19 protein-coding genes and 1 pseudogene are annotated in these 23,783 nt (G+C 40.0%); 11 read left to right on the top strand and 9 right to left on the bottom strand.

Annotated elements, in window-relative coordinates:
- Window positions 1-4 precede the first annotated feature (4 nt).
- The 5 genes from ACM0OW_RS01920 to ACM0OW_RS01900 form a co-directional block, all read right to left on the bottom strand.
- The gene (locus ACM0OW_RS01920; protein ID WP_414548331.1) at window positions 5-676 is read right to left on the bottom strand and encodes a rhomboid family intramembrane serine protease; all 672 of its coding nucleotides are present in this window, start codon (window positions 674-676) and stop codon (window positions 5-7) included.
- A gap of 113 nt (window positions 677-789) precedes the next feature.
- A complete protein-coding gene (locus tag ACM0OW_RS01915) occupies window positions 790-1,509 on the bottom strand; it encodes a rhomboid family intramembrane serine protease (protein WP_414548330.1) in 720 nt (239 codons plus the stop codon).
- A 340-nt stretch (window positions 1,510-1,849) separates the two neighbouring features.
- Window positions 1,850-2,068 (bottom strand): hypothetical protein, encoded by a 219-nt coding sequence (locus ACM0OW_RS01910; RefSeq protein ID WP_414548329.1) that lies wholly within the window; start codon window positions 2,066-2,068, stop codon window positions 1,850-1,852.
- Window positions 2,049-2,294 (bottom strand): hypothetical protein, encoded by a 246-nt coding sequence (locus ACM0OW_RS01905; protein WP_414548328.1) that lies wholly within the window; start codon window positions 2,292-2,294, stop codon window positions 2,049-2,051. The genes ACM0OW_RS01910 and ACM0OW_RS01905 overlap by 20 nt, the downstream gene beginning before the upstream one ends.
- A 259-nt stretch (window positions 2,295-2,553) precedes the next feature.
- Window positions 2,554-3,033: a DUF4383 domain-containing protein gene (locus ACM0OW_RS01900; protein ID WP_414548438.1), complete on the bottom strand. Its 480-nt coding sequence runs from the start codon at window positions 3,031-3,033 to the stop codon at window positions 2,554-2,556.
- Between the two features lie 477 nt (window positions 3,034-3,510).
- On the opposite strand from ACM0OW_RS01900, the gene ACM0OW_RS01895 reads away from it, so the two are divergent.
- Both ACM0OW_RS01895 and ACM0OW_RS01890 read left to right on the top strand, forming a co-directional pair.
- On the top strand, window positions 3,511-3,870 hold the full coding sequence (locus ACM0OW_RS01895) for a VOC family protein (RefSeq protein ID WP_414548327.1): 360 nt from the start codon (window positions 3,511-3,513) through the stop codon (window positions 3,868-3,870).
- Window positions 3,867-5,159 carry a recombinase family protein gene (locus tag ACM0OW_RS01890; protein WP_414548326.1) on the top strand — a complete coding sequence of 431 codons (1,293 nt, stop codon included), beginning with the start codon at window positions 3,867-3,869 and terminating at the stop codon, window positions 5,157-5,159. Before ACM0OW_RS01895 ends, ACM0OW_RS01890 begins: the two co-directional genes overlap by 4 nt.
- A gap of 13 nt (window positions 5,160-5,172) precedes the next feature.
- Here the strand turns inward: ACM0OW_RS01890 and ACM0OW_RS01885 are convergent, their stop codons facing one another.
- Both ACM0OW_RS01885 and ACM0OW_RS01880 read right to left on the bottom strand, forming a co-directional pair.
- A complete protein-coding gene (locus ACM0OW_RS01885; RefSeq protein ID WP_414548325.1) occupies window positions 5,173-5,460 on the bottom strand; it encodes a PTPA-CTERM sorting domain-containing protein in 288 nt (95 codons plus the stop codon).
- Window positions 5,461-5,631: 171 nt separating this feature from the next.
- Window positions 5,632-7,227, bottom strand: a complete 1,596-nt coding sequence (locus tag ACM0OW_RS01880; RefSeq protein ID WP_414548324.1) for a hypothetical protein — start codon at window positions 7,225-7,227, stop codon at window positions 5,632-5,634.
- A 397-nt stretch (window positions 7,228-7,624) separates the two neighbouring features.
- On the opposite strand from ACM0OW_RS01880, the pseudogene ACM0OW_RS01875 reads away from it, so the two are divergent.
- Window positions 7,625-8,944 (top strand): annotated as a pseudogene (locus ACM0OW_RS01875) (ArnT family glycosyltransferase); the annotation flags it as partial.
- A 114-nt stretch (window positions 8,945-9,058) separates the two neighbouring features.
- Here ACM0OW_RS01875 and ACM0OW_RS01870 read toward each other — a convergent pair.
- Complete coding sequence (locus ACM0OW_RS01870) at window positions 9,059-9,436, bottom strand: hypothetical protein (RefSeq protein WP_414548323.1); 378 nt, start codon at window positions 9,434-9,436, stop codon at window positions 9,059-9,061.
- A 618-nt stretch (window positions 9,437-10,054) separates the two neighbouring features.
- On the opposite strand from ACM0OW_RS01870, the gene ACM0OW_RS01865 reads away from it, so the two are divergent.
- Window positions 10,055-11,926, top strand: coding sequence for a chloride channel protein (locus tag ACM0OW_RS01865; protein ID WP_414548322.1), 1,872 nt, complete (start codon window positions 10,055-10,057; stop codon window positions 11,924-11,926).
- 114 nt (window positions 11,927-12,040) lie between these two features.
- On the opposite strand, the gene ACM0OW_RS01860 is transcribed toward ACM0OW_RS01865, so the two are convergent.
- Window positions 12,041-12,454: an AbrB family transcriptional regulator gene (locus ACM0OW_RS01860; protein ID WP_414548321.1), complete on the bottom strand. Its 414-nt coding sequence runs from the start codon at window positions 12,452-12,454 to the stop codon at window positions 12,041-12,043.
- A gap of 622 nt (window positions 12,455-13,076) precedes the next feature.
- Between ACM0OW_RS01860 and ACM0OW_RS01855 the strand changes: the two genes are divergently transcribed.
- From ACM0OW_RS01855 to ACM0OW_RS01825, 7 genes are all read left to right on the top strand, one after another.
- Window positions 13,077-13,520, top strand: a complete 444-nt coding sequence (locus tag ACM0OW_RS01855) for an Rrf2 family transcriptional regulator (protein ID WP_414548320.1) — start codon at window positions 13,077-13,079, stop codon at window positions 13,518-13,520.
- A 39-nt stretch (window positions 13,521-13,559) separates the two neighbouring features.
- The gene (gene cbiB, locus ACM0OW_RS01850) at window positions 13,560-14,525 is read left to right on the top strand and encodes an adenosylcobinamide-phosphate synthase CbiB (protein WP_414548319.1); all 966 of its coding nucleotides are present in this window, start codon (window positions 13,560-13,562) and stop codon (window positions 14,523-14,525) included.
- An 86-nt stretch (window positions 14,526-14,611) separates the two neighbouring features.
- Entirely contained in the window at window positions 14,612-15,154 is a 543-nt protein-coding gene (gene pyrR / locus ACM0OW_RS01845) for a bifunctional pyr operon transcriptional regulator/uracil phosphoribosyltransferase PyrR (RefSeq protein WP_414548318.1), read from the top strand.
- A 457-nt stretch (window positions 15,155-15,611) separates the two neighbouring features.
- Entirely contained in the window at window positions 15,612-17,261 is a 1,650-nt protein-coding gene (locus tag ACM0OW_RS01840) for an ATP-binding protein (protein ID WP_414548317.1), read from the top strand.
- A 271-nt stretch (window positions 17,262-17,532) separates the two neighbouring features.
- Window positions 17,533-20,529, top strand: coding sequence for a PAS domain-containing protein (locus tag ACM0OW_RS01835; RefSeq protein ID WP_414548316.1), 2,997 nt, complete (start codon window positions 17,533-17,535; stop codon window positions 20,527-20,529).
- Between the two features lie 660 nt (window positions 20,530-21,189).
- The gene (locus tag ACM0OW_RS01830) at window positions 21,190-21,579 is read left to right on the top strand and encodes a response regulator (protein ID WP_414548315.1); all 390 of its coding nucleotides are present in this window, start codon (window positions 21,190-21,192) and stop codon (window positions 21,577-21,579) included.
- Window positions 21,576-23,468: a response regulator gene (locus ACM0OW_RS01825; RefSeq protein WP_414548314.1), complete on the top strand. Its 1,893-nt coding sequence runs from the start codon at window positions 21,576-21,578 to the stop codon at window positions 23,466-23,468. Before ACM0OW_RS01830 ends, ACM0OW_RS01825 begins: the two co-directional genes overlap by 4 nt.
- The last annotated feature ends 315 nt before the right edge of the window (window positions 23,469-23,783 follow it).

Below are 23,783 nucleotides of genomic sequence, written 5' to 3'. Positions count from 1 at the left end.
TCATTTAGTCGTGTCGAAATAACCCGAATAATGGAGCCAGAATTATCCCAAAAGCAAAGCCGCCAATGTGCGCCCAGTAAGCAACTCCACCTGATTCCACAGCCATATTAGCAGCAGCTTGTAGACTGAGAAGACCTGATATCACATTCTGGACTACGAAAATCCCGATCAGAATCATTGCTGGAATCCTGATTGTAGTGATGAAAAAACCCAAAAAGACTAAGGTGAGAATTCTAGATTGCGGGAAACGAATCACATAAGCACCGAGAACTCCAGCGATCGCACCACTTGCTCCTAAAGAAGGTATAGTGGAATCCATACTAATAAACCATTGGCACAAAGCAGCTAAAGCACCACAAGCTAGATAAAAAATCAAATACTTGGAATGACCCATCCGGTCTTCAATATTGTTACCAAAGACCCAGAGAAACACCATATTTGAGATCAGATGCCACCAACCACCGTGCAAGAATTGTGACGTAAATAAAGTTGTCCACTCTTGAGCAAAGTTATTGGTTAACTCTCGCGGTATTACCGCATACATCCGAAAGAATTGATCTAATTGTTCACTGGATAGACTTACTTCGTGAAGGAAGACTACAATATTCAAACCAATCAACCCATAAGTAAAGTATGGGGTGATGCGTATTGGGTTTTCGTCATGGAGGGGAAACACAGGTGTTTTTCCTAATTATTGATTATTTGCAATATAGCCTGTGCTGCCATAGCAAGATGCTAAAATGCGACAAATCACGTCTGAAAAAAAACTGCTGAGATTTTAGCACCTACTTACCCAGATAAAGATTCTTGTTGAGATTTATCGTTAAATAAGCCCAGCAGTGGGCCAAGAACTGCCCCAAATACAAAACCTCCGGCATGGGCCCAATAGGCAATACCACCGCTTTCCATACCGATATTTGTGGGCGCTTCTAAACTGGCTATTCCGTAAAAAGCTTGTTGGATGAACCAGAATCCCAAAAAGAAATATGCTGGAACCCGGAAAGAGGGAAAGAAGAATCCTAAAGGTATGACACCGATGATTTCAACTTGGGGAAACCGCAAAATATATGCTCCCATCACGCCAGCGATCGCACCACTTGCTCCTAATGAAGGAATGGTAGAATCTTGAGCGAAGAACCATTGTGCCAAGGATGCCAAAGCACCGCAAGATAAATAAAATAGTAAATATTTAGCACGTCCTAACTTTTCTTCAATATTATTCCCAAAAACCCAAAGAAACAGCATATTGCCGGCTAGATGCAAGAAACCACCATGCAAAAATTGGGCGGTAATTAAAGTTGCCCATTCTGGTACCGGCTGATTGACAGAGATTCCAGAAAAACTTAAGCTCAGTTCTTGGGGAATTACGGCCGCTAGATGAAAAAACTGATTTAATGCTTGGGGAGGAAGACTTGCTTCATAAAGAAAAGCTAAAACGTTAGCTGCAATCAGTGCATAAGTTACATAAGGCGTAATTTCTGTAGGGTTTTTATCTTTAATTGGAACCACTGCTATTTTCCTGATCTTCGAGTTACTAGCCTCAGATTACTGAATTTGTTCAGTATTTTCTTCTATCTGTGGTTTCAATTTTTCATATAGGGCTACTATTTGATTTTTGTTGGCGTAGCCTGCGCTTGGCGCTTAAAGACACGTAGTGGCGTGACAAGCGTAAAATGATCCAAAAAATTGTAGTTTGGGTTGACATAAGGAAACCCAACATCATTGGTAGCGTTGGGTTGCGCTGCGCTTAACCCAACCTACGTCCAATCCACTACAATACTTAATTTTTTCATCAATCAAACCGGATTGCTATAGTTGCCATTGTTTGAGGGTGAAAGCGCTTTTATGATTATTTCTGGGAAAGATTCAAATATTTATCAGCATAACGAAAAGCTGATAAACAGTCATAAGCAGCTATAGATACAGCTTGTAAGAAAACCTTAATGGGAATTTCCAATTCTGCAAGTTTTTGGGTTAAAAACAACAATTCTTGCTCAGTTGCCGGAAAAACAGCTTCTTCCGCCCATTCTGGTTCATCCCAGGCATTTTCAATTAATACTTTCGACATTTTGTACCTCCCCAAAAGCAAAAGATGCAAAACCAGCAATAAAATTTAACTGCTGTTCACGAGTTTGTAAGTTAACGGGAAGTTCGGTATTAGAACATCCTATTTCTTGCAAAATCTCTAAACAATAAGCACGGATTTCCATGAGTGAGGCTCGCTCCCACTGAGTTGCAACTTCTTTGGCTATATCCCAATTGCCTCTAATAACAGTCTTTGCAGGGTAGTTCATAAAATGCACCCTAATAAACTCGATAAATGCAGTTTTGCTCATAAGTACAAATTAGCGTAACCGTATTTATGCGAGATTTATGAAGCAGGAACATAAAAAATGTCAGCGCATTTGCGTAAAGACTAGCAACGAGAGTCATCATTTCTCTCAATTTCCCAATTATTCACCAAAAAAATGCTCCAGAATGGTTATAGTACCTCTAGAGCTTTCAACAAAATTCATAATAAATTCATTTTTCAGTATTTTTGCTTGTTTTTGCTTAGACGTTTTGGGATACATTAACACCCATAATTTTTGCTGGGATGACAATACCGTAATATCCAGCCGCAATAGCAGCTAGAGCATTCAGCCAAGCATTAATTCCAAAAATAGGCATTAAGCCAAAAAATGACTTAGCAAATGGTAAAAATCCCATAATTGCTAGTACAGCATAAGCAACTGCAAAAACACGATTGAATATGCGAGCGCTGTTAGCGTTGTTATAGGAAGCAATTCCCCAAAATCCTACAGCGCAACGGACAAGATTATGCAAGAAATTAGTGGGAATTACCCCAAATATCAAACCAAATCCGGCAGCATAAGCGTTAGGAGATATATCAGCCGGGATATAAGATGCGCTTGTCCCTGGTAATGAAACCAACGCTGGGATAAATCCAGCTAAACCTAATAGCAAATAAATAACGCCGATGCTCAAAGCGCAGTAGCGCTCAGTCATTCTTGCTCTGTTGACGTTTTCTATATTCATTTTTACCTCTGGTATGTAATGGCAAAGTGTTGAGTATAAAGCCAGTAGGGGGGGGTTTATGAAAATTATTGTTGGTAATTGATCATATCTGTAAACCCGCCCCTACATCAAGGACTTCAAGCTATCAACACGGTTTTCACTCTTATGAAAACCGCTATAAATCTTGATGAAAAACTTAGTTGTTAGCTCAAATGTCGCTGCAACTAATTTATTAAACAAATTACAACGGTTTATCTATAGTCAGTTGATTGTCAAAGATCACACTTTCTATTCAACTCAAATTTTGGGCGTATAACTCTATCGCAAGTCAGGATTAAGCATTTCAAATGGCTGACTTTTAAAGAATTTTTTGAATTCACGGAATATAATAAGTAAATATGATACCTAGATTCTCGACTTCTTAAATAAGTCAGGGATCTGAGCCTTTCAGTGGAAAGCACTGAGCATTTTATTTTACTGAGCAGATAGACAATGCAGATTATCCAGTCTCTCCATACAGCGATTCTCGTGACTGACTTAGCAAAATCCGCAAATTTTTATGGCAATGTATTGGGATTATCCAAAATAGACCGCTCTTTAAAGTATCCTGGTGCATGGTATCAAGTGGGTAACTATCAAATTCACCTGATAGTTGTAACTACTGTCCCTACAGATCAGCCTGATCAAAAATGGGGACGCAATCCTCACGTTGCTTTTTCTGTTGCTAATTTGGATGTTGCTAAACAAGAGTTACTCAATCAAAATTATCCCATTCAAGTGAGTGCTTCTGGTCGCGCTGCCCTCTTCACTCAAGACCCGGATGGGAATATTATCGAACTAAGTCAGCAATGAAAATTATTGCTTACTCTTACAGTAATCCTTTACTAGAATCTTCTGTTGATGTCAATGATTGGGGATGGGAGGTGGATCGAGTTTATCAAGATTTGGGCAAAAGAACGCAGTTACAAAAATTAATCACAGATTGTCAAACTGAACCAGCAAATTATCTGCTCATCCATCGTTTAGAAGAACTGGGAGATAGTTTGGAGGAAGTAAGCGATCGCTTGCATGAAATCGAGGCAATGGGGATAATCATCATAGCTACCGAACAACCCTACACTTCGGAAAATTCCCATCTTGGTTCTGATTTGTGGAAATTGCTACACGAAATCCAACGACAGCACCATAGCCGCAGTATCCGTCAAGCACACGCCTATAATCGTCTGAAAGCCTCACCACCTCCGGGTAAAGTGCCTTATGGCTATCGTCGGAGTAAAGAAAAATATACAATTGATCGCAGTACCTCACCAGTAGTCAAAGAATTTTTTGAACAGTTTTTACTCTATGGTTCCCTACGTGGTGCAGTGCGTCACTTGGCGAAAAAATATGGGAAAAAAATTTCTGTCACTACCGGCAGACGCTGGCTGACTAATCCCGTTTATCGTGGTGATACGGCTTATCAGGATGAGCAAATTATTTCTGATACCCATATTCCCATAATTTCTAGAGAAGAAGCCGCTCAAATTGACCGAATTTTACGCCGTAACAGTCGTTTACCATCTCGAACTGCTAGCGCCCCCCGTTCTTTAGCCGGGTTGGTGGTTTGTAGTCAGTGTCAATCACATACAACTGTCACCCGTGTTAGCCAGCGCTACCAAGATAAAGAGTATCTTTATTTACGTCCTATTAGCTGTCCTCAAAACCCCAAATGTCGGGCTATTCCCTATCAGGATGTATTAGAAAAGACGATTAGGATTGTGTGTCGTGACTTACCTCTAGCTGTAGCCGGAATGGATTTTCCGCAGTTGGATAGCATTAAGAACAGTTTAGGGCAAGCGATCGCCCGTCAGCAAGAAATTCTCCAGCAGTTACCCGCTTTAATCACCACCGGGATTTTAGATGATGAAACCGCGCAATTAAGAGCTTACAAACTCCGCACAGAAATTTCTCAACTCCAAGCCAAACTAGCCACACTTCCCCCAGTCAACTTGCGTTCTGTCGCTCAAGCTGTTTCTATTCCGCAATTTTGGTTCGACTTGTCAGAAGCAGAACGCAGGTTTTATTTGCGAGAATTTATCAAACAAATTGAAATTATTCGCCAAGAAAAAGCCTGGGAATTACGGATAATTTTTATTTTTTAGGCGCAGAGTGGAATTAATCCGACAACCCTGATTTAGAGGCATTTTGTTGGCGCTTTTTACGCCAAGCCGCGATGCCCATGCCTATTAAACCGGGTAGCATCGCAGGTGTGGGAATGACTGTATCAACAGGATCGGCGGCAACGCTGAAGTCAGAAATGGTAACACTTGCACGGCCGAAGCGATTATCGTTTGTGGTAATCTGAAATCCAATTAACTGGCCTGCCGAGACTGACTGGGAGAAGATTCCTGTTTGATCATCAGCACCATTATCAGTTAATTGAATCGCGGTATTGCCAATCAACTTAATCAGAGTATGATTTCCATAAAATACGTCGTTTCAGACTTTTATCCTTGATTATTTTGATTGTAAATAGACCAGCATTAGGGTTTAGCATTGCTAAACCCCTACGAAAGATATGGTTTTTGACGATACATATTTAATGTTAGTTATCAATGCGTAACTTCTACGATTTTATTTTTTAGGCGCAGAAATCGGTGCTTTCCCTGCATTCCGCACATTTACAAATTTACCCAGTAAATCAAACCAAAAGGGCGCACCCATCGAAATCGCAATACCACTGACAAACCAGCCGAAAATCATAGTTATAGCTTTCCAGATAGAAAAATTATATTTATTAGTTTCATGCCAATCAATTTGCTGTTCTAAATTAATAGCACTCCAACCAATGGGTAAAGCAATATCTCCCAAAACTTCTTCAGTTTGTTGTTTTAAATTAGCTAAATTGTTCGAGGAATCTAAATTATTACTCTGCACAATTTGCCCAGCACTATTAACGATGGCAATCCGTATAGAAGAATCTTTTGATAATCTGCTCACAATATGAAACGCATCAGCATTGGCAAGTATGGCAATGGTAAAGCCAATTAAAAGTGCCACTCCTTTGGCATTTCGTCTGTAAACACCAGCAGCTCGTTCCATTGATTTATCAAAAGTTTGCTCTATCTCTTGTTGTAATATATAAATTCCTTCCTCTGTAGTTTTAGCTTTTATTTCGGCACGTTTTGATAAGGTAGCCATGTTATTGATTACAGATGGTGGCAAACTTTGTGTAAAAATTTGTAATTTTTCGCTAAAATATTGAAATTTTTGATAGACCTCACTATCTTTGTCTTGAAATTCATTGCGTAATCCTTGGTGAACATCACTACCGATATTGATTAACTGTACAACTTCATGAATATTCGGTCTTAAGCATTTAAGTGAAATAGTTTGTTCAATATTGCTAAAAACATCTTCTCTAAAAAATTTTAATTTTTGCAAAGTTTTGCCAGCAAAAAAATCATCTGGCATATCTTCTTGAAAAACTTCTATGTACCTATCTATACTGTGCTGCATCCGATTTATACTAGTCGCTAAGTCAGTTTTATTTTTTTCAAAATCAACAATAATTTTGGCAAAGCTTTCTTCCACTATTTCTGTAAAATCATGGTAGCTATTCACAGAAAATGTATTTATATGATCATCTATATTATTTACCTGGTTATGAAACTTTAATAAGATATTTTGTATCTCATGTAACTGTTCATTTTTAAAATTAATCAGCCTGGATTCAGTCAACTTTTGAACAAGTACTGGTATCCCTAATGTTTCCATTAAAGTTGTCGCAAAAGTCTCCGCCGGAATATAGGACGGCGCACTGTGTTTCATCGACTTGGTATTGTCATCTTTAATATCTTCTGTTTTATATTGTGTATATCCAAAAATACTTTTAGTTCTTTTTTCTCCAGATAGGGAAAATTTTACAGGAAGAGATGATAAGAACCAAATCAACTTGCGAGGTAAATTCGTCAAAAATCCTTTGGATTCTTGGTTGACACTTTTAATCAAGGGATGGTTGTACAAGTCATTGACAAAGCTAATTACACGATCATTGTCAGAATTGCTGGCATCACCAGCTACAAGAATCTCAATGGATTTTTTTAGGTGGACTGCACGCCATTGTAAAACGGTAGTAATCATTTCTTGGATTTCGGAAGCTAACAAGCTTAAAATTAAGTAGATAAAAATTAAACCAATTGTTATATCTAAAATAAAAGGTAAACTCATGGGCATTTTCCTCAACAGGTAACTAGCATATTTATATTGCTATTATTTGTATCATTTCTACCCAAGAATAATTGTTAAATAACTTGAAGAAAATTTAGCGGAATTTGCCAAATTTTTATCGTTCTCCAGAGAAAAATAAGCTAACCTGAGAACTTAGCAATTGTGCAGAATATATATTTTCACAGGGTGGCAACATTGGAGATTGGTTTTAGTCTCTATGTAATCAAATCCCTAGGCGGAATCATTAGTTATTGGTCTTTAGTCCTTAGTTAAACAAACTCAGAAGAGATATAGTTTTAACAGTTCTTACTGGAGTTTTTACGACCACTGGGGTATGCACCCCCAACAACTAATGACGACGTAATCAAACCAGCAAGTAAAATGATGATCATAGAATATGCAAGAAGGAAGCTTTGTTTGGGGCCATCTAGAAAAACAGCATCGTGTAGTTAATAAATGGATTGATTGGCTGTGGCTAATAGTATTGCTGTTGGCCGCAGTGTTACTGTTTAGTATCAATCTAGGAGAATTGCCTCTGCGAGATGGGGATGAAGCTACTGTGGCGCAGGTGGCTAGGGAAATTTGGAATGCTCCCGCAGGTTCTATGCGATGGCTTTACCCAACCCTAGGCGGTGAACCGTATCATTACAAACCACCTTTCATACATTGGTTGATTGCTGGGGCTTATTCTATCGCAGGTGTGAATGAATGGACAACTCGTTTACCTAGTGCAATTCTCACGGCATTTTCCGTACCATTACTGTACTGTATTGGTCGGGAGATATTTCGTCAACGTTGGGCAGCTATTTATAGTGCTGTAATTTATCTCACAATGCTGCCAGTGGTGCGTCATGGTCGATTGGCGATTTTAGATGGCGCAGTTGTCAGTTTTTTAATGGTGATGATGCTGTGCGTGTTGCGATCGCGCCGGGACTTACGTTACTGTCTTGGTATTGGCATCGGACTGGGTTTGATTTGTTTAACTCAGGGATTATTCGGTATATTACTCAGTGCGATCGCCATTGTCTTTTTGTTTTGGGATACCCCAAGATTGCTCACCAGTCATTATTTCTGGATCGGCATCTTCATTGGCATTTTACCTGTAGCTGCTTGGTATAGCGCCCAACTACTGCATTACGGTTATAGTTTTGCTCAAGTTGGCCTTGTCAATCAATCCTTAAGAAAAATCAACACAGCCATTGAAGGAAATTCTGCATCACCCTGGTACTATGTGATTGAAATCCTGAAGTGGACATGGCCTTGGTTGATTTTTTTACCCCAAACTCTGCGCTTAATTTGGGAAAATCTTAATCTCAGCTGGGCAAAATTCCTGTTGGTATGGAGTCTTGTCTATTTAGTAATCATTTCCTTATTGAGTATCAAACTACCTTGGTACGTATTGCCAACTTACCCTAGTTTAGCCTTAGCTTTTGGCGCTCAGTTAGCAGAAGTAGAAAATTTGCCCATCGGATCATCCTATCCACGGTCTTGGGTGGCTGGTTTGTCAATACTAGCTGTAGTCGCTTCGGCTGGTAGCATTTACTTCAGTAGCGGCACAGTACAGAAAACTGACTTACAGCTGATTTTTGCGGCCGTAGCTTTAACTATGACGTTAGCGGCTATTTTGGCAGAAAGAGGTAATGGAGAATTCCTGAAAATTTTGTGTTGGGGAAGTTATCTTTCTCTACTGCTATTGATGAGATCAAACTACTGGATTTCTTGACACTCCCCACTCCCCACTCCCCACTCCACACTCTACACTCCCCACTCAGCACTCCAAACTCCCCACTCAGCACTCAGCACTCCAAACTCCCCACTCAGCACTCAGCACTCAGAAAGACTCCCCTGGTTGAATTTCTTCCGTTGTAGGAAGTTGCGGATCGTATTTTGTATTTTGCTGCGTCATTGTGATCATGCTCAAGAAAATAGCCAGACCCACAACCAAGCTTAATACTGGACGCTTAATTAGAATAAAATCTCGTATAATTCTAGCTAAAGGGCTACTTTGACGACGTAGAGACGAACAAAGCATAATCTGTTTAAGCATAAACGGATCGCGGACGTAATGGCCACTGCGACAGACGACTAGCCTTTGCTGACAATACGGACAGCTAAACAAGCCAATATGTGAGTCGGCCAGTCTTTGCTTGGCATTTCTTTGACAAATTGGGCAAGCAACATAATCATTATCAAAGGTGTGTATATTCATCTACCTCGTCCGCTTAGTCCATTTACTCGCTCTATAACAATAGCTATATTGCATTTTTGAAAAATACTTAGTAGACCTCACAGTGTGATCTGACATCAGCCACGAATCAATCTGTGTAATTGTATTCCTACGAAGCATGGCTCAATGGTCACAACACGAGTATAGCTAGATTTGGTTGAAGATGGCTGTTTTTTCCTGCTTGCCGATGGTGCATTCATTCAGTTTACAGAAACTATATTTTCTCTACAGATAAATAAGTTAGCCCTGACTCCCACCCAAATAGCAATCTGATCGCGCCAATTTGGGATTTTGAATTTTGGATTGTTTTTTTGGTTCAAGCCCCTCGGCTATACCTAATTGATCAATCTAAAATCCCCAAGGTGTATCCACAAGGGAATACAGTCAATCGAAAATCCCAAATTGTTTGACCGTTGACCATTAATTCTCTCTTATTTAACCATTGTCATGATAAAAATTTTAACAAGCCTCATGTTTTTTTACTAAAGCTTTGTAAATCCATCAAATTACACTTAACTTGTTTGCTTAATCAAGAATGGCTGACAATAAGAAGTAGCAGCTAAAAATTTAAGTTTTCTCTGACATTTATCCCATATCTCCATGACTCTCCTGCCTCCCAGCGAACTGAGGAAGGTAACGGAACAACCTATATTTCCTACACCTTCTACTCGTTTAACACAACTGATTAACCGTTTTCAACTATCCCCAGAGACTGTTGTACTATTTTTAGCTCTACTCATTGGCGGTGGTACGGGGATGGGCGTAGTCACATTTCACTATTTAATTGAGCTAATTCATCACCTAATGCGAGAAAAGTTTCTAGATGCAATTAGTGTCTGGGGTAACTGGACTTTTGCCTGTGTTCCTATTCTGGGTGGGTTAATCGTGGGATTAATGCGTTGGTATGCTCAAGACTTTGGCCCTGGACTGACATCAATGATTGCGGCCTCTCAGGGAAGTGGGACTAAGCAACAATTACGGCCTGTCACAAAAATGTTAGCTGCATCTGTTTCTTTGGGAAGTGGTGCTTCCTTGGGGACTGAAGGGCCAAGTGTCGAAATTGGGGCAAATTTTGGGATGCTGTTATCTGTAATTCTCAAAGTTTCTCAAGAGCGACAACGGTTACTTTTAGGTGCGGGTGCGGCGGCTGGATTAGCGGCTGGATTTAACGCGCCCATCGCGGGGGTATTTTTTGCTCTAGAAGTAGTCATGGGGGCAACATCTTTTGCTACTTCGGCTGTGAGTGTAGTTCTGCTGGCCGCAGTCGTAGCAGCATTAATTGCTCAAATTGGTTTGGGCGCACAACCTGCGTTTGATTTACCTGTTTACCAAGTCCGTAGTCTTTTGGAATTACCGCTTTATCTGGGGTTAGGTTTAGGCGCAAGTTTAGTTTCTCTGACTTATACAGGCACAATTCGGTTAGCAAAAGCTGGCTTTGCTGGGTTAATTCCTGGTTTTGGCTTGTTTAAACGCATCCCTAGACCCATTCATCCCTTAATTGGTGGCGTAATTCTCGGTGGAGTCGCTTTACAAGTTCCCCAAATTTTAGGCATCGGCTATGAAACTGTGGAAGCTATGCTTCAGGATGTAGAGTTTTCTCTGCAATTATTGGTTGTATTGTTGGTATTGAAATTATTGCTGACAGCCATCAGTACTGGTAGTGGTTTTGTGGGTGGTTTATTTGCACCAGCGATGTTTCTGGGTGCTTCTTTTGGAGCTGCTTACGCTAAAACCGTCACCCTCCTATTTCCGGCTGTTGGTGCAGTGATGGCGGCTCCCCCAGCCTATGCAATGGTGGGGATGGCAGCAGTTTTAGCCGCAAGTGTGAGAGCGCCATTAACAGCTATTTTGATGTTATTTGAGTTAACCCGTGACTACCGCATTGTTTTACCTTTAATGGCAGCAGTGGGTTTAAGTGTATGGGTAATAGAACAGTTTAAGCCCAATTTTAACTCTAATTCTAATTTGCAACAAATTGGTCTTTCTGAGTTGAAAGACGAACAGGCGGAAATTGTGCAACAACTTTTGGTAGAAGATGCTATGCTGATTTCTCCAAAAAAGTTGCCGGCAAACTTGGGAGTGTTAGAAGCAGCGCTGGAAATGATCCGCGATCGCTGTCGTAGTGCTTTAGTAATTGATGAAGCAGAACAATTAGTGGGTATACTCTCTATAGAAGATATTAATCGTGTTCTGCGTCTACCGCAAAATCAGTCCCATTCTGCTAGTGAAATTTCCAGCAATTTAGTTAATCAAACTCTGATTGATATTTGTACAACTGAGATTATCTATGCTTGGCGAGATGAACTCTTGTCTGAAGCTTTAGATCGCATGACCCTTAGAGGATTACACCAGTTACCAGTGGTAGCACGAGATAATTATGAATATATTTTAGGCTTACTAGAACGGGAGCAAGTTACATTAATATCCAGCTTGGCTGTAACGCACAAGGCACTTCAGGAATTGAGTCATTAGTCATTGGTCATTAGTCATTGGTCATTAGTTATTGGTCATTAGTTATAAGCCAATGGTCAGTGGCCAGCGAAAAAATTAACGACTGACAACTGACAACTGACAACTGACAAATTATTAAGCTGTAGCCTCTAGGGCTTCCACGCCTTCCTTCTCATCTGCGTCTACCTGTCTGAGACGAATATGTTTTTTCCCCAAGGTAATGAGAAACTCATCTCCTGGTTCAAGATTCATCTGTTTTGTATAAGCTGAACCTATCAATAAATTACCGTTGGATTGCACGCTAATTCTATAGCTAGCACTGCGCCCGCCACGTCCATTGGCACTGGGTGAACTGTCTAACTGAATGCCTTCAGCATCAATGAGGGCATTCAAGAATTTCATCATATTCACACGCTCTATACCATTTTTGGTGATGGTAGAGTAGCCGCACTGCTTGGCTTTATCTTCTTTGCTAAGGCTCTCTAGCTCTTTAACTTTTTTGAGCAGTTCTTCACCCAGTAGGGGTTCTATTTTTTTCAGTTTAGGCATCAACTTAGATGAGAAATGAATGGTTGAAGTAGTTGAATCGATTTTATTTTAGCTGACGTTGAACTAGTAAGAACAGAATCCTTTAGTTTTGATCTCAGCTTTGCCAAGTATATTACACTCTGATATGAAATTGTTACACAATTATCAATATTGTCAAGACAATCTATTTTCTATAATCTTCATAACTATATCCAGTTTGTGATCTCTGCTAGACTATATTTGTTTAAGTTTCCTAAAGCCACGCTCAAAACTTGTATAGCTGGTAAGCTTGATAATGAGAACATAAGATGATCAGCAAAACTGATCCTTTAATCATTACCATTAGCAATTATTCACTGGTCGAAAGAGAGGAAAGGGAACAGGGGGCAGGGGGCAGAGGCGAAGAACCCATATATCAGGGACTGACAATTAAAAAAATATTCCATTGCTGAGGTAGGCAGGGGAGCAGGGAGCAGGGAGCAGGGGGGATAAAGAACAAATATGGTCTGATGAAATGGGGCAATTTATTTTCTGGAAATCCCTAAATTTAGTTTCTCCCAAACAAGGACGCATTATTTCTTCTGCTTTGCATCTCGACATCAATATTTATTTTTTTTGAGCATAAATAAAAAAATTTGCCCGCATGAAACTAACTACCAGAGGACACTACAGTGTAAAGGCATTGCTAGATTTAAGTTTACAGCCAGGTTATGGTCCGGCATCAGTGAGAGCGATCGCACTTCGTCAAGATATTCCCGCCCCTTACCTAGAAAAGTTACTCATAGAAATGCGTCGGGCTGGATTAGTTAAATCAATTCGGGGTAGCGTTGGCGGTTATCAACTAGCATTAAAGCCTGTACAAATTTCAATAGGTCAAATTTTAGAAGCCGTCGGCGAAAATATTACTCGTTTACCCCATCACACACCAACGCCGGCGCAAACTGAAGATTGGGTAACATTCACTCTCTGGAAAAGACTCAACCAAAAGCTCAAAGAAGCTTTGTACAGTATTACTCTAGCTGATCTCTATTACGATGCTCGAAGTTGGCAAGCGTCTCTGGGAGAAGAAGCTAGTTTTGTTGTTTAGTCAGTGGTTATTAGTCATTCGCTTTCACACACAAGACAAATGAGATCATCTGTAGTTTTGATCGTTGCTGCACTATTAGATTATTTCATTGGTGATCCTTGGGGTTGGCCTCATCCCGTGCAAGTTATGGGGTGGATAATCTCTCGCCTGACTAAATTTTTTATTCAAGTTTGTCAGAATTCTCTCACACAACGGATAGCGGGAATTTTTTTAGCGATAATTTTAATATTTGGTAGTGGCTGTGTAGGTTGGTTAATAATTCAAACAGCCCAAGCGCTGCATCCATTGTGGGGGATTGTCTTAGAAAGCATTCTTCTGGCTAGTTGTTTCGCTTTTAAAAGTCTCCGCACAGCTGCGAATCACGTTTTAAAACCATTAACAGCCGGAGATTTAGAATCAGCTCGTCAGACTTTAAGTAATTATGTAGGTCGAGATACACAAAAGCTCTCAGAATCAGAAATTTTGCGGGCTGTGTTAGAAACTGTGACCGAAAATGCGACTGATGGTGTTATGGCTCCACTTTTTTATGCCATTGTGGGTGCTTGTGTGCCTGGTGTGGGTTTAATTCCTCTGGCTTTAGCATACAAAGCTAGTAGTACCCTGGATTCTATGGTGGGCTATCGGCAAGCACCCTATACTTATTTAGGATGGTTTAGTGCTAGGTTTGAAGACTATTTAACTTGGCTACCTTGCCGCTTAACGGTGATTACCTTGGCACTGTTATCAGGTAAACCCCGATATGTTTGGCAAATGTGCCGCCGAGATGCACTCAAAGATCCCAGTCCTAACTCAGGCTGGAGTGAATGCGCTTATGCTGCTATTCTGGGTGTACAAATGGGAGGAACAAACTGGTATGGGGGAATACCTAAACCTAAACCACTATTAGGAGATGCGATTCATCCCATTACTCCAACCACCATTGAAACGGCCTTATTATTAACTCGATATTGTTTTTTATTGTGGTTAGCGATCGCGATCGCTATATTAATCCTACTTATAAGATAAAACATTGAGCATGGGGACATTTTCTCGCCCCGTCTCCTTGTACAGATGCGATTCATCGGCTCTCTACTCATTCCCCCATCTAAACTATGTCTGCCAAAGTAGTTGAAATTCTTTCCTCAGAAGACCTCCGTCGAACCTTAACTCGCCTAGCCTCTCAGATTGTGGAAAAGTCCCGTGATTTATCCCAATTGGTACTCGTTGGCATTTATACTAGAGGAGCGCTGTTAGCAGAATTATTGGCACGTCAAATAGAAACACTTGAAGGTGTGAACGTGGCAGTGGGAGCATTAGATATTACATTCTATCGAGATGATCTGGATAAAATTGGCTTAAGAACTCCTGCCAAAACTAATATCCCTTTTGACCTCACCGGGAAGACAGTTGTGCTGGTAGATGACGTAATTTTCAAAGGTCGCACGATTCGGGCTGCATTGAATGCCGTTACTGAGTATGGTAGACCCGAAGTAATTCGTTTGGCTGTTTTAGTAGATAGAGGTCATCGAGAAGTCCCAATTCACCCCGATTTTATTGGTAAGCAACTACCTACCGCTAAAGAAGAAATAGTAAAAGTGTATTTACAAGATTGGGATGAAAGAGACGCAGTTGAGTTGATGGCGGCAAATAACTAGGAATGCTGATTTACATCAGTTTTCATGTATTTGAACCACATCTGTTGTTAGGGCGCAAGGCTTTGCGCCCCTACCGTGTCGTCTATTGACCTGAAAATACCTGAAATAGAATACTCCTGATCTGATCAAGAGAAGGGGAGAGCAGGCTAAAAATTTATTTTTTCCAATTGATATGTCATCCTCCTTAAGGCATACTATTATAATGATCACAAGGTTATCTGCTGACACCTTTGAGATAATTTTTATCCTAATTTTATCCAGATCAAGTGCAGTTCAGACTTAACTGATCTGGAGTCCGAATTAGCAGATGTTTTGTAAATTATATGGCACTTGCAAAAAAACTGAACACGGGCAGTAATTCAGCATCATCTGGATACCTTCCCTACGTTATAACTTGACCAAACCATAATTAACACTTCTGGGCAGGTTGTAACTTAGTATTAGTAGGAAAATTTTCATGAAATCTTCTGTGTGTAATCATGAACTAGCAAGAATTGCGGCTCTCAATCAATATGAAATTCTTGATTCTGCACCAGAACAAGTATTCGATGATCTGGTATTATTAGCCGCACAAATTTGTGATACACCAATAGCTTTAATTAATTTGCTTGATGCAAATCGTCAATGGTTTAAAGCAAAAATTGGGTTGGATGTTCAACAAATACCCATGAATATTGGTTTCTGTAGACGTTGCGTTCAACAAAGAGAAATTTTAATTATTCCTGACACCTTAGCCGATGAAGAGTATGCTACAGACGCAGTAGTGACTTCACAACCTTATGCGAGATTTTATGCTGGCGTACCTTTGATAGTACCAGGAGGTCAGGCCATTGGGACTATATCCATAGTAGATCGCATACCACGCCAAATTACTACAAAACAGGTGGAAGCGCTGCAAGCCATTAGCCGCCTCGTAGTTACACAGCTAGAAGTCCGGCGTAACTCCATAAACATCTCTGCACGTCAACGAGCCGAAATGCAAATCTGCGAACAAACAGCATTCCTAGACATCGCAACAGATGCTGTAATTGTGCAAGATTTATCTCACAATATTTTAGCTTGGAACAAAAGTGCAAAAAACATTTATGGTTGGTCAGCCGCAGAAGCTATTGGTAAGAATGCGATGGAACTTCTGCACAACGAAGCTTTGCCAAATTATTTAGAAATTTATCGAAATGTCTTAGAGTATGGGTCTTGGCAGGGAGAGTTGCAAAGAAAGCGTAAATCCGGGTCAGAAATTACAGTTCAAAGTCACTGGATTTTGCTTCATGATCAAAATTTTAAAGTTAAATCTATCCTGATAGCAGATACAGATATTACTCAGCGCCAAGAACTGGAAAAGCAATTTTTACGCGCTCAACAGGTAGAGAAAATTGGTATACTTGCGAGTGGGATTACCCACGATTTAAATAATGTCTTGTCACCCATTTTAATGTCAGCACATTTATTACAACGTAAATACAGCGATCGCGACACTCAGAAAATTTTATCTATCATAGAAAATAACACAAAACATGGCATTAATTTAATCAAACAAGTTTTGTCTGTTGTCCCAGAAATCGAAGGTAGTATTCCTGAAAAAGTAGCAGTACTTAAACCCAAAGTAATTCAGATCAAAGGTTTGATTTTAGAAATGCAGCAAATGATGCAACAAATATTTCCGAAATCAATTAGCCTCTCCATAGAAATTAAACCAAACTTATGCCCAATTTATGGAAATAAGACGAAATTTTATCAGATATTGATGAATTTATGTCTCAATGCTCGTGACGCAATGCCTCATGGAGGTAATTTGTCAATATCTGCTGACAACATTTTTATAGATCAAAACTATGCCCAGATGTATCCCAATACTCAAGTTGGTGATTATCTGCTCCTGATAATTACTGACACTGGTTTAGGCATCAATGAGAAATTATTAGACAAAATATTTGAACCATTGTTCACAACCAAGAAAGTTGGTAAAGGTACTGGATTGGGATTATCGATAGTTTTAGGCATTATCAAAGAATATAATGGATTTATTAAAGTATCAAGTTGTGTCGGCAAAGGGACAAAATTTCAGGTATATTTGCCAGCAGTTAGCAATGACCTTGAGAAGATATAAGTAAGTCGGCACAAATAAACCTAACTATGTAACAGAATGGAAAAACTCCAAAACCCTTGTGATTGCTTCGTTCCACTCGGTTACACTCGCAATGAAATATATTGAAATTTTCACGCCGACTTACTTAGTCATAGTTGTATTGTTTACATCAGTTCTCATATATTTGAACCACATTTGTACGTAGGGGCGAAAGTCGCTGTCTGTAGGGGCGCAAGGCCTTGCGCCCCTATCCCGTGGTCTATTTACTCAGCACTCAGCACTCAATAACTGTATGTTAAAGAAAGATTCTGCCCTGATTTTAGTTGTAGATGATGATGCTTTTACCCGAATGCAGCTGTGCCATCTAATCAAACAAGCTGGATATCAGTTAGCAGAAGCGAGTAATGGTTTAGAGGCACTTGCTACCTATACTAATCTACGCCCAGATATAGTTTTGCTGGATGCCGTGATGCCGGTCATGGATGGATTTACTTGTTGCGCTGAATTACAAAAACTTGCAGGTGCTGAAAACACATCTGTGTTAATCATGACTGCTCTTTATGATCAAGCATCTGTGGAAAAAGCTTTTGCTGTGGGTGCAACTGATTTCATTACCAAGCCAATTCAATGGGCAGTCTTATCTCAAAGATTATACCGTCTCTTGGAAGCTAATTATGCCATACAGGAATTACGACGGCAAACCAAGTCAGCGCTATTGCGAGAGCAAGAAATGGCGATGGTATTGGAGGCGGCTCAGATGGGTATTTGGAACTGGAACCTCTTGACCAACCAAGTTACTTGGTCTGATACCCTGGAAACTATCTTTGGCATGGAGAAAGGCACTTTTGATGGTAATTATGAAACTTTTTTTAATTGCATTCATCCTGAAGACCAGGATTTTGTCAGGGAAACGGATCAGCGAGCGATTAACGAAGGGTTAGATTATGATATTGAATTTCGTGTAGTTCTGCCGAATGGCAACATTCGCTGGTTAGCTAGCAAAGGAGCAGTTTTTTCTGATGATGCTGGTTTGGCTGTGCGGATGACTGGGGTAGAAATCGATATTACCCAATCAAAGGAAGTCGGGATATCACTGGAAACTCGTGCTAATCAACAAGCGGCTGTGGCCGAACTGAGTCAACAGGCTTTAGCTGGTACAGAGTTGAATATACTGATGGATTCCTGTGTAACTCTTGTTGCCCAACTGCTAAAGGTGGAATATTGCAAGATTTTAGAATTGTTACCAGATGGTGACGCGTTACTACTGCGGGCGGGAGTCGGTTGGCAATCTGGTCTAGTGGGACAAGCAAGAGTCAGCACTGATGTAAATTCCCAAGCTGGTTATACTTTACTTTCTCAGTCACCAGTAATTGTGACTAACCTTGATCAAGAAACGCGATTCCACAGCCCACCACTACTAAATGAGCATCAAGTGATCAGTGGCATCAGTGTGGTAATTGATGGACAAGAATCTCCTTTTGGCGTATTGGGCGCACATACAACCAAGGAGCGTACTTTTACTAAAGATGATATTTATTTTATCCAATCTGTAGCTAATATCTTAGCAACAACTATTGAGCGTCAAAGATTTGAGGATGCACTAAAAAAGAGTGAAGAACGTTGGTATTTAGCTGTACGGAGTACCAATGATGGCATTTGGGACTGGAACCTGAAAACTAATGAAGTATTTTTTTCGCAACGCTGGAAGGAAATGCTTGGTTATGAAGATCACGAAATTTCCCATAATGTTCATGAATGGTTTTCTAGGATACATCTAGAACAGATTGATGCTGTGCAACAAGCAATTGCTAACCACAGCGTGAAAAAAACTCCATTCTTTATTAGCGAGCATCAAATTCGGTGTCAGGATGGCTCTTATAAGTGGATTTTGGCTCGTGGTCAGGCTGTGTGGGATGAAGATGGTTATGTAGTGCGGATGATTGGCGGCATGATGGACATTAGCCAACGACGCGCCGCATTATGCGAACTCGAACAGGTACAAACAGAATTAAAACGCCAAAACTTGCAAAGCCTTGCGGCGGCTTCCGCATCGCAATTATTCGCCGATATCACCCTAAAAGTTCGCCAGTCGTTACAAATTGACACAATTCTGCAAACCAGCGTGACAGAAGTCCAAAAGCTACTACAGGCCGACCGGGTATTAATTTTGCGAATATGTGGCGATGGTGCTTACAAAGTACGCCAAGAAGCAGTATTACCCGGTTTACGTGTTGTCTTAGGAAAGCATATTGACGAACCTTCTTTAGGAAAAGGTTACATAGACCAATATCGCCAGGGAAAAATTAGTGCGATTTCTGATATAGAACAGGCTGGACTCCAACCTAGCTATGTGAAATGGTTACAAGAATTTGCCGTTAAGGCTAACTTAATTGTTCCGATATTCCGTGAAAATAAACTTTGGGGTTTACTCATTACTCATCAGTGTTACCGTCCCCGTGAATGGAATAAATGGGAAATAGAACTGTTGAGACAACTAGCAGATCAAATAGGTATCGCTCTAGATCAGAGTTTAATCTTAGAAAAAGAAACTCGTCAACGCCAAGAACTTGCCCGTTCTAATGAAGAATTACAACAATTTGCCTTTATTGCTTCCCATGATTTACAAGAACCACTACGTAAAATTCTCACCTTTGGCGAGCGACTCAAAACTACCTGCGAGAACGACTTAAGCGAACCAGGACGCGATTATTTAGAACGAATGCAGAACGCTGCTATGAGGATGCAGACGTTGATTAAAGACTTATTGACACTTTCACGCGTTACTACTAGGGCGCAGCCTTTTGTGGAGGTGAATTTGACACAAATAATCCAAGAGGTATTGTCTGATTTAGAAATAACTATTCAGCAAAGCAATGGACGTGTAGAGGTAGGTGATTTACCCACTATTAAAGCTGACCCTTTACAAATGCGCCAATTACTGCAAAATCTTATTGGTAATTCCCTAAAATTTCACCGTCCCCAAATACCGCCTGTGGTTAAAGTTTACAGTCAAATGTTGCAGAGTCAATCCGATCAAGTTTCTGTAGTTTATGACACTTGCCAAATCACTGTTGAGGATGATGGAATTGGTTTTGACCAAAAATATGTTGACCGCATTTTTAACGTTTTTCAACGTTTGCATGGTCGTCAGGAATATCCGGGTACTGGTGTGGGTTTAGCCATCTGCCGCAAAATTATTGAACGACATCATGGGATAATTACAGTAGAAAGTAAACCAGGGGAAGGTGCAAAATTTATGGTTACATTACCGATACATTACAACTTATAATTATTCTTCCTAGAGAGGGATTACTAAAATATTCCAAAATGGCATCTTCTAACTTAATAGATATGATTACTATTCTGTCAACTTAGTGTTTGAGATCAAGGCACTGACCACAGAGGGCGCAAAGCCGGAAAAAGATGATTTTGAGAAAATAGTCTAGCTATATGTGAAAATATGTTCTTATTTACAATACTTTAGCAATTTTTTGTAGGTTGGGTTAAGCGACAGCGCAACCCAAAGCATTTGTTGGGTTTGATGCTGATTGCTCCGCAACGCTACCGCGAACAACCCAACCTACAAATTAAGGCTTTTTTAAATTAATTGAGAGGAGATAATTCAGGGTGAAGGATGACCAAAAAACTGTCACAATATTAATGGCAGATGATGACGAAGCTGACGGGGTGACAAAAACCTTGGAATTACATACGCAGCAAGGGTTTTGAAGGTTTGCGCCTTGAAAAAGTAAACATCATTTTCTGGCTTTATTGATTCTATTGTCAATAACTAAACCCCACAAGTCTAATTTTTATGTTGGAATAGGTTCCCCATTTGTTTTAATCTTTTCAAGGCTGACTCTTTCATAATCCTTATTCGATAAGGGTTTGAGCCTAAGTTGTCACCCCTTCAGATGACGAAGATGATCACATATTAGTTCGTGCAGCATTGGCAGAAAGCCAATTACCAATCAATCTACATATTGTGAACAATGGTGAAGAGTTGCTAGATTATCTGTATAATCGTGGTGTATATGCTGACAAAAACCAAGCCCCTAGTCCAGGGTTAATTTTATTAGACTTAAATATGCCCACAAAGAATGGTCTTGAAGTCCTTCAAGATATTAAAACAGATCCCATCCTGCGGAATATTCCCGTGATCGTACTGTCTACTTCTGATGGCAAAGAAGATATATACCATACTTACAATTTAGGTGCAAATTCCTTCATTACCAAGCCAGTAACTTTTGTTGGTTTAGTTGAGATGATGAAAAGTATTGGAAAATACTGGTTTGAAATAGTGCAACTGCCAACAGAAGGCATGGCGAGGAATCAATGAACGACAAGCCGATCAGAGTTTTATTAGTGGATGATGATGAAGATGATTATATCTTGACTCGTGAATGGTTTGGAGAATTTCAGGTGGCTGGCTGCGAGTTGTCATGGATAGCTAGTTATGAAGCGGGAAAAGATGCGATCGCTCATCATCATCATGACGTTTATCTGGTAGACTATCGTTTAGGAATTAACAATGGATTAGAGCTATTGCGTGAAGCGATCGCTAACGGTTGCTCATCTCCGATCATTTTATTAACTGGTCAGGGAGACAGAGAAATAGACCTAGAAGCGATGAAAGCAGGCGCAGCAGATTATCTAGAAAAAAACCAGTTAAACGCCCCTCTACTAGAGCGTTCCATTCGTTACGCTATGGAACGTCAACAAACAGAGCAGAAAATTCGCCAACAAGCTGCTTTACTCGATATTGCTACCGATGCCATTTTTGTGCATGATATAGACGACCCTGTTTTATTTTGGAACAAAGCTGCTGAAAGCCTATACGGTTGGACAAAAGCAGAAGCCATTGGCAAGAAAACACAAGAGCTTTGGCATGAAAACAATGAACCGCTATTACAAATAGCATTTCAGCATCTGATGGAACATGGTTCATGGGAAGGAGAATTACATCAAAGAACCAAATCCGGCCAAGAAATCATTGTTGAAAGCCGTTGGACATTAGTTCAAAACTTCGGTAATACAACACAATCTATCCTAGTTGTCAATACCGATATTACACAAAAAAAACAATTAGAAGCTCAGTTTCTCAGGGCGCAAAGATTAGAAAGTATTGGTACTTTGTCAAGCGGTATCGCCCACGACCTCAACAATGTTCTCGCTCCAATTATGATGACAGCCCAACTGTTAGAGTCGCAAATGCATGATGAGCGATCGCGGAGGTTGTTGCCTATTTTAATATCCAATGCTAAACGTGGAGCCAGTTTAGTTAATCAAGTATTATCATTTACTCGTGGTTTAGAGGGAGAGCGTACCCTTTTACAAATCAGACATTTAATTATAGAAATTCAGCAAGTTATTAAAGAAACTTTTCCCAAATCAATAGAAGTTAGTAGTCAAATTTCCTCTAATCTTTGGACTGTCTCTGGTGATGCGACACAACTACATCAAGTGTTGATGAATTTGTGTGTTAATGCTCGTGATGCCATGCCCGATGGCGGGAAGTTAAAAATATTGGCGGAAAATCTGTTCATAGATGAAAATTACGCCAAGATGAACATTGATGCTGAAGTCGGTTCCTATATAATTATTACTGTCATCGATACAGGTATGGGAATCACCGCAGAAATATTAGATCGAATATTTGAACCATTTTTTACAACTAAAGAAACCGGGAAAGGGACTGGGCTGGGTCTTTCTACAGTCATGGGGATTATTAAAAGCCATAATGGTTTTATCAAGGTAGACAGCAAACCAGGAAACGGCAGTAAATTCCAGGTTTATTTACCAGCACAAGAGATAACAGCAACTATAGAAGCAGTAGAACAGACTTTGCCTCAAGGGAATGGAGAATTAATATTAGTTGTAGATGATGAACCTACTATTCGAGATATTACTAAAACATCTTTAGAAAGCCATAATTACCAAGCTATCACTGCCTGTGATGGGATTGAGGCTCTAGCTTTATATGTAGAAAATCAAGATAAAATATCTCTTGTTTTAACTGATATGGTGATGCCGTCTATGGATGGGATGACAACTATTAGGACATTGCAAAAGATTAACCCCAAGGTAAAAATTATTGCTGTGAGTGGACTGGCGACTACTAATAAAGTTAATGCGGCTCGTGATGCTGGTGTCAAAGCCTTTTTAGCCAAACCTTACACAGCTAATCAGTTATTGCAAACTATTAATGCTGTTCAAAGTCAGGATTAGTGCCAGTGTCAGGAAGATAATCAGCCAAATAATTTAAGTTCTCAATCTAGAGACACTGGGAATATTGAGCAAATATCTTATAGGCTGGATATATATATTTAACTTGTTGGAGATGGTAGCAAATGCGAGATCCACAGAAAAATCATATTAAAATAGATCCGGCAACACTTGTTTTAATTGTGTCGGCTTTAATTCTCTTACCGTTGATAATTACTGGCTTTTTGTCTCAGTAAATTTAAAGCAGCAGGAACCTCACCCTGGTTTTGCGGTGCAAAACTTGTCCCTCTCCTTACCAAGGAGAGGGGGAATGGATAA

The organism is Anabaena sp. CCY 0017, from assembly GCF_963920885.1.
In the GTDB taxonomy this organism is placed as follows: Bacteria; Cyanobacteriota; Cyanobacteriia; order Cyanobacteriales; family Nostocaceae; genus Nodularia.
Note: the sequence above shows the minus strand (reverse complement) of the source record. Positions and strands in the feature narration are given on the sequence as shown.

Excerpts from the sequence above, each read along its gene's own strand:
- cbiB (WP_414548319.1), top strand. The coding sequence starts at position 13,560 with ATGAGATCATCTGTAGTTTTGATCGTTGCTGCACTATTAGATTATTTC.
- pyrR (WP_414548318.1), top strand. The coding sequence starts at position 14,612 with ATGTCTGCCAAAGTAGTTGAAATTCTTTCCTCAGAAGACCTCCGTCGA.
- ACM0OW_RS01855 (WP_414548320.1), top strand. The coding sequence starts at position 13,077 with ATGAAACTAACTACCAGAGGACACTACAGTGTAAAGGCATTGCTAGAT.
- ACM0OW_RS01865 (WP_414548322.1), top strand. The coding sequence starts at position 10,055 with ATGACTCTCCTGCCTCCCAGCGAACTGAGGAAGGTAACGGAACAACCT.
- ACM0OW_RS01860 (WP_414548321.1), bottom strand. The coding sequence starts at position 12,454 with ATGCCTAAACTGAAAAAAATAGAACCCCTACTGGGTGAAGAACTGCTC.
- ACM0OW_RS01910 (WP_414548329.1), bottom strand. The coding sequence starts at position 2,068 with ATGTCGAAAGTATTAATTGAAAATGCCTGGGATGAACCAGAATGGGCG.
- ACM0OW_RS01835 (WP_414548316.1), top strand. The coding sequence starts at position 17,533 with ATGTTAAAGAAAGATTCTGCCCTGATTTTAGTTGTAGATGATGATGCT.
- ACM0OW_RS01895 (WP_414548327.1), top strand. The coding sequence starts at position 3,511 with ATGCAGATTATCCAGTCTCTCCATACAGCGATTCTCGTGACTGACTTA.
- ACM0OW_RS01825 (WP_414548314.1), top strand. The coding sequence starts at position 21,576 with ATGAACGACAAGCCGATCAGAGTTTTATTAGTGGATGATGATGAAGAT.
- ACM0OW_RS01905 (WP_414548328.1), bottom strand. The coding sequence starts at position 2,294 with ATGAACTACCCTGCAAAGACTGTTATTAGAGGCAATTGGGATATAGCC.
- ACM0OW_RS01840 (WP_414548317.1), top strand. The coding sequence starts at position 15,612 with ATGAAATCTTCTGTGTGTAATCATGAACTAGCAAGAATTGCGGCTCTC.
- ACM0OW_RS01880 (WP_414548324.1), bottom strand. The coding sequence starts at position 7,227 with ATGAGTTTACCTTTTATTTTAGATATAACAATTGGTTTAATTTTTATC.
- ACM0OW_RS01870 (WP_414548323.1), bottom strand. The coding sequence starts at position 9,436 with ATGAATATACACACCTTTGATAATGATTATGTTGCTTGCCCAATTTGT.
- ACM0OW_RS01890 (WP_414548326.1), top strand. The coding sequence starts at position 3,867 with ATGAAAATTATTGCTTACTCTTACAGTAATCCTTTACTAGAATCTTCT.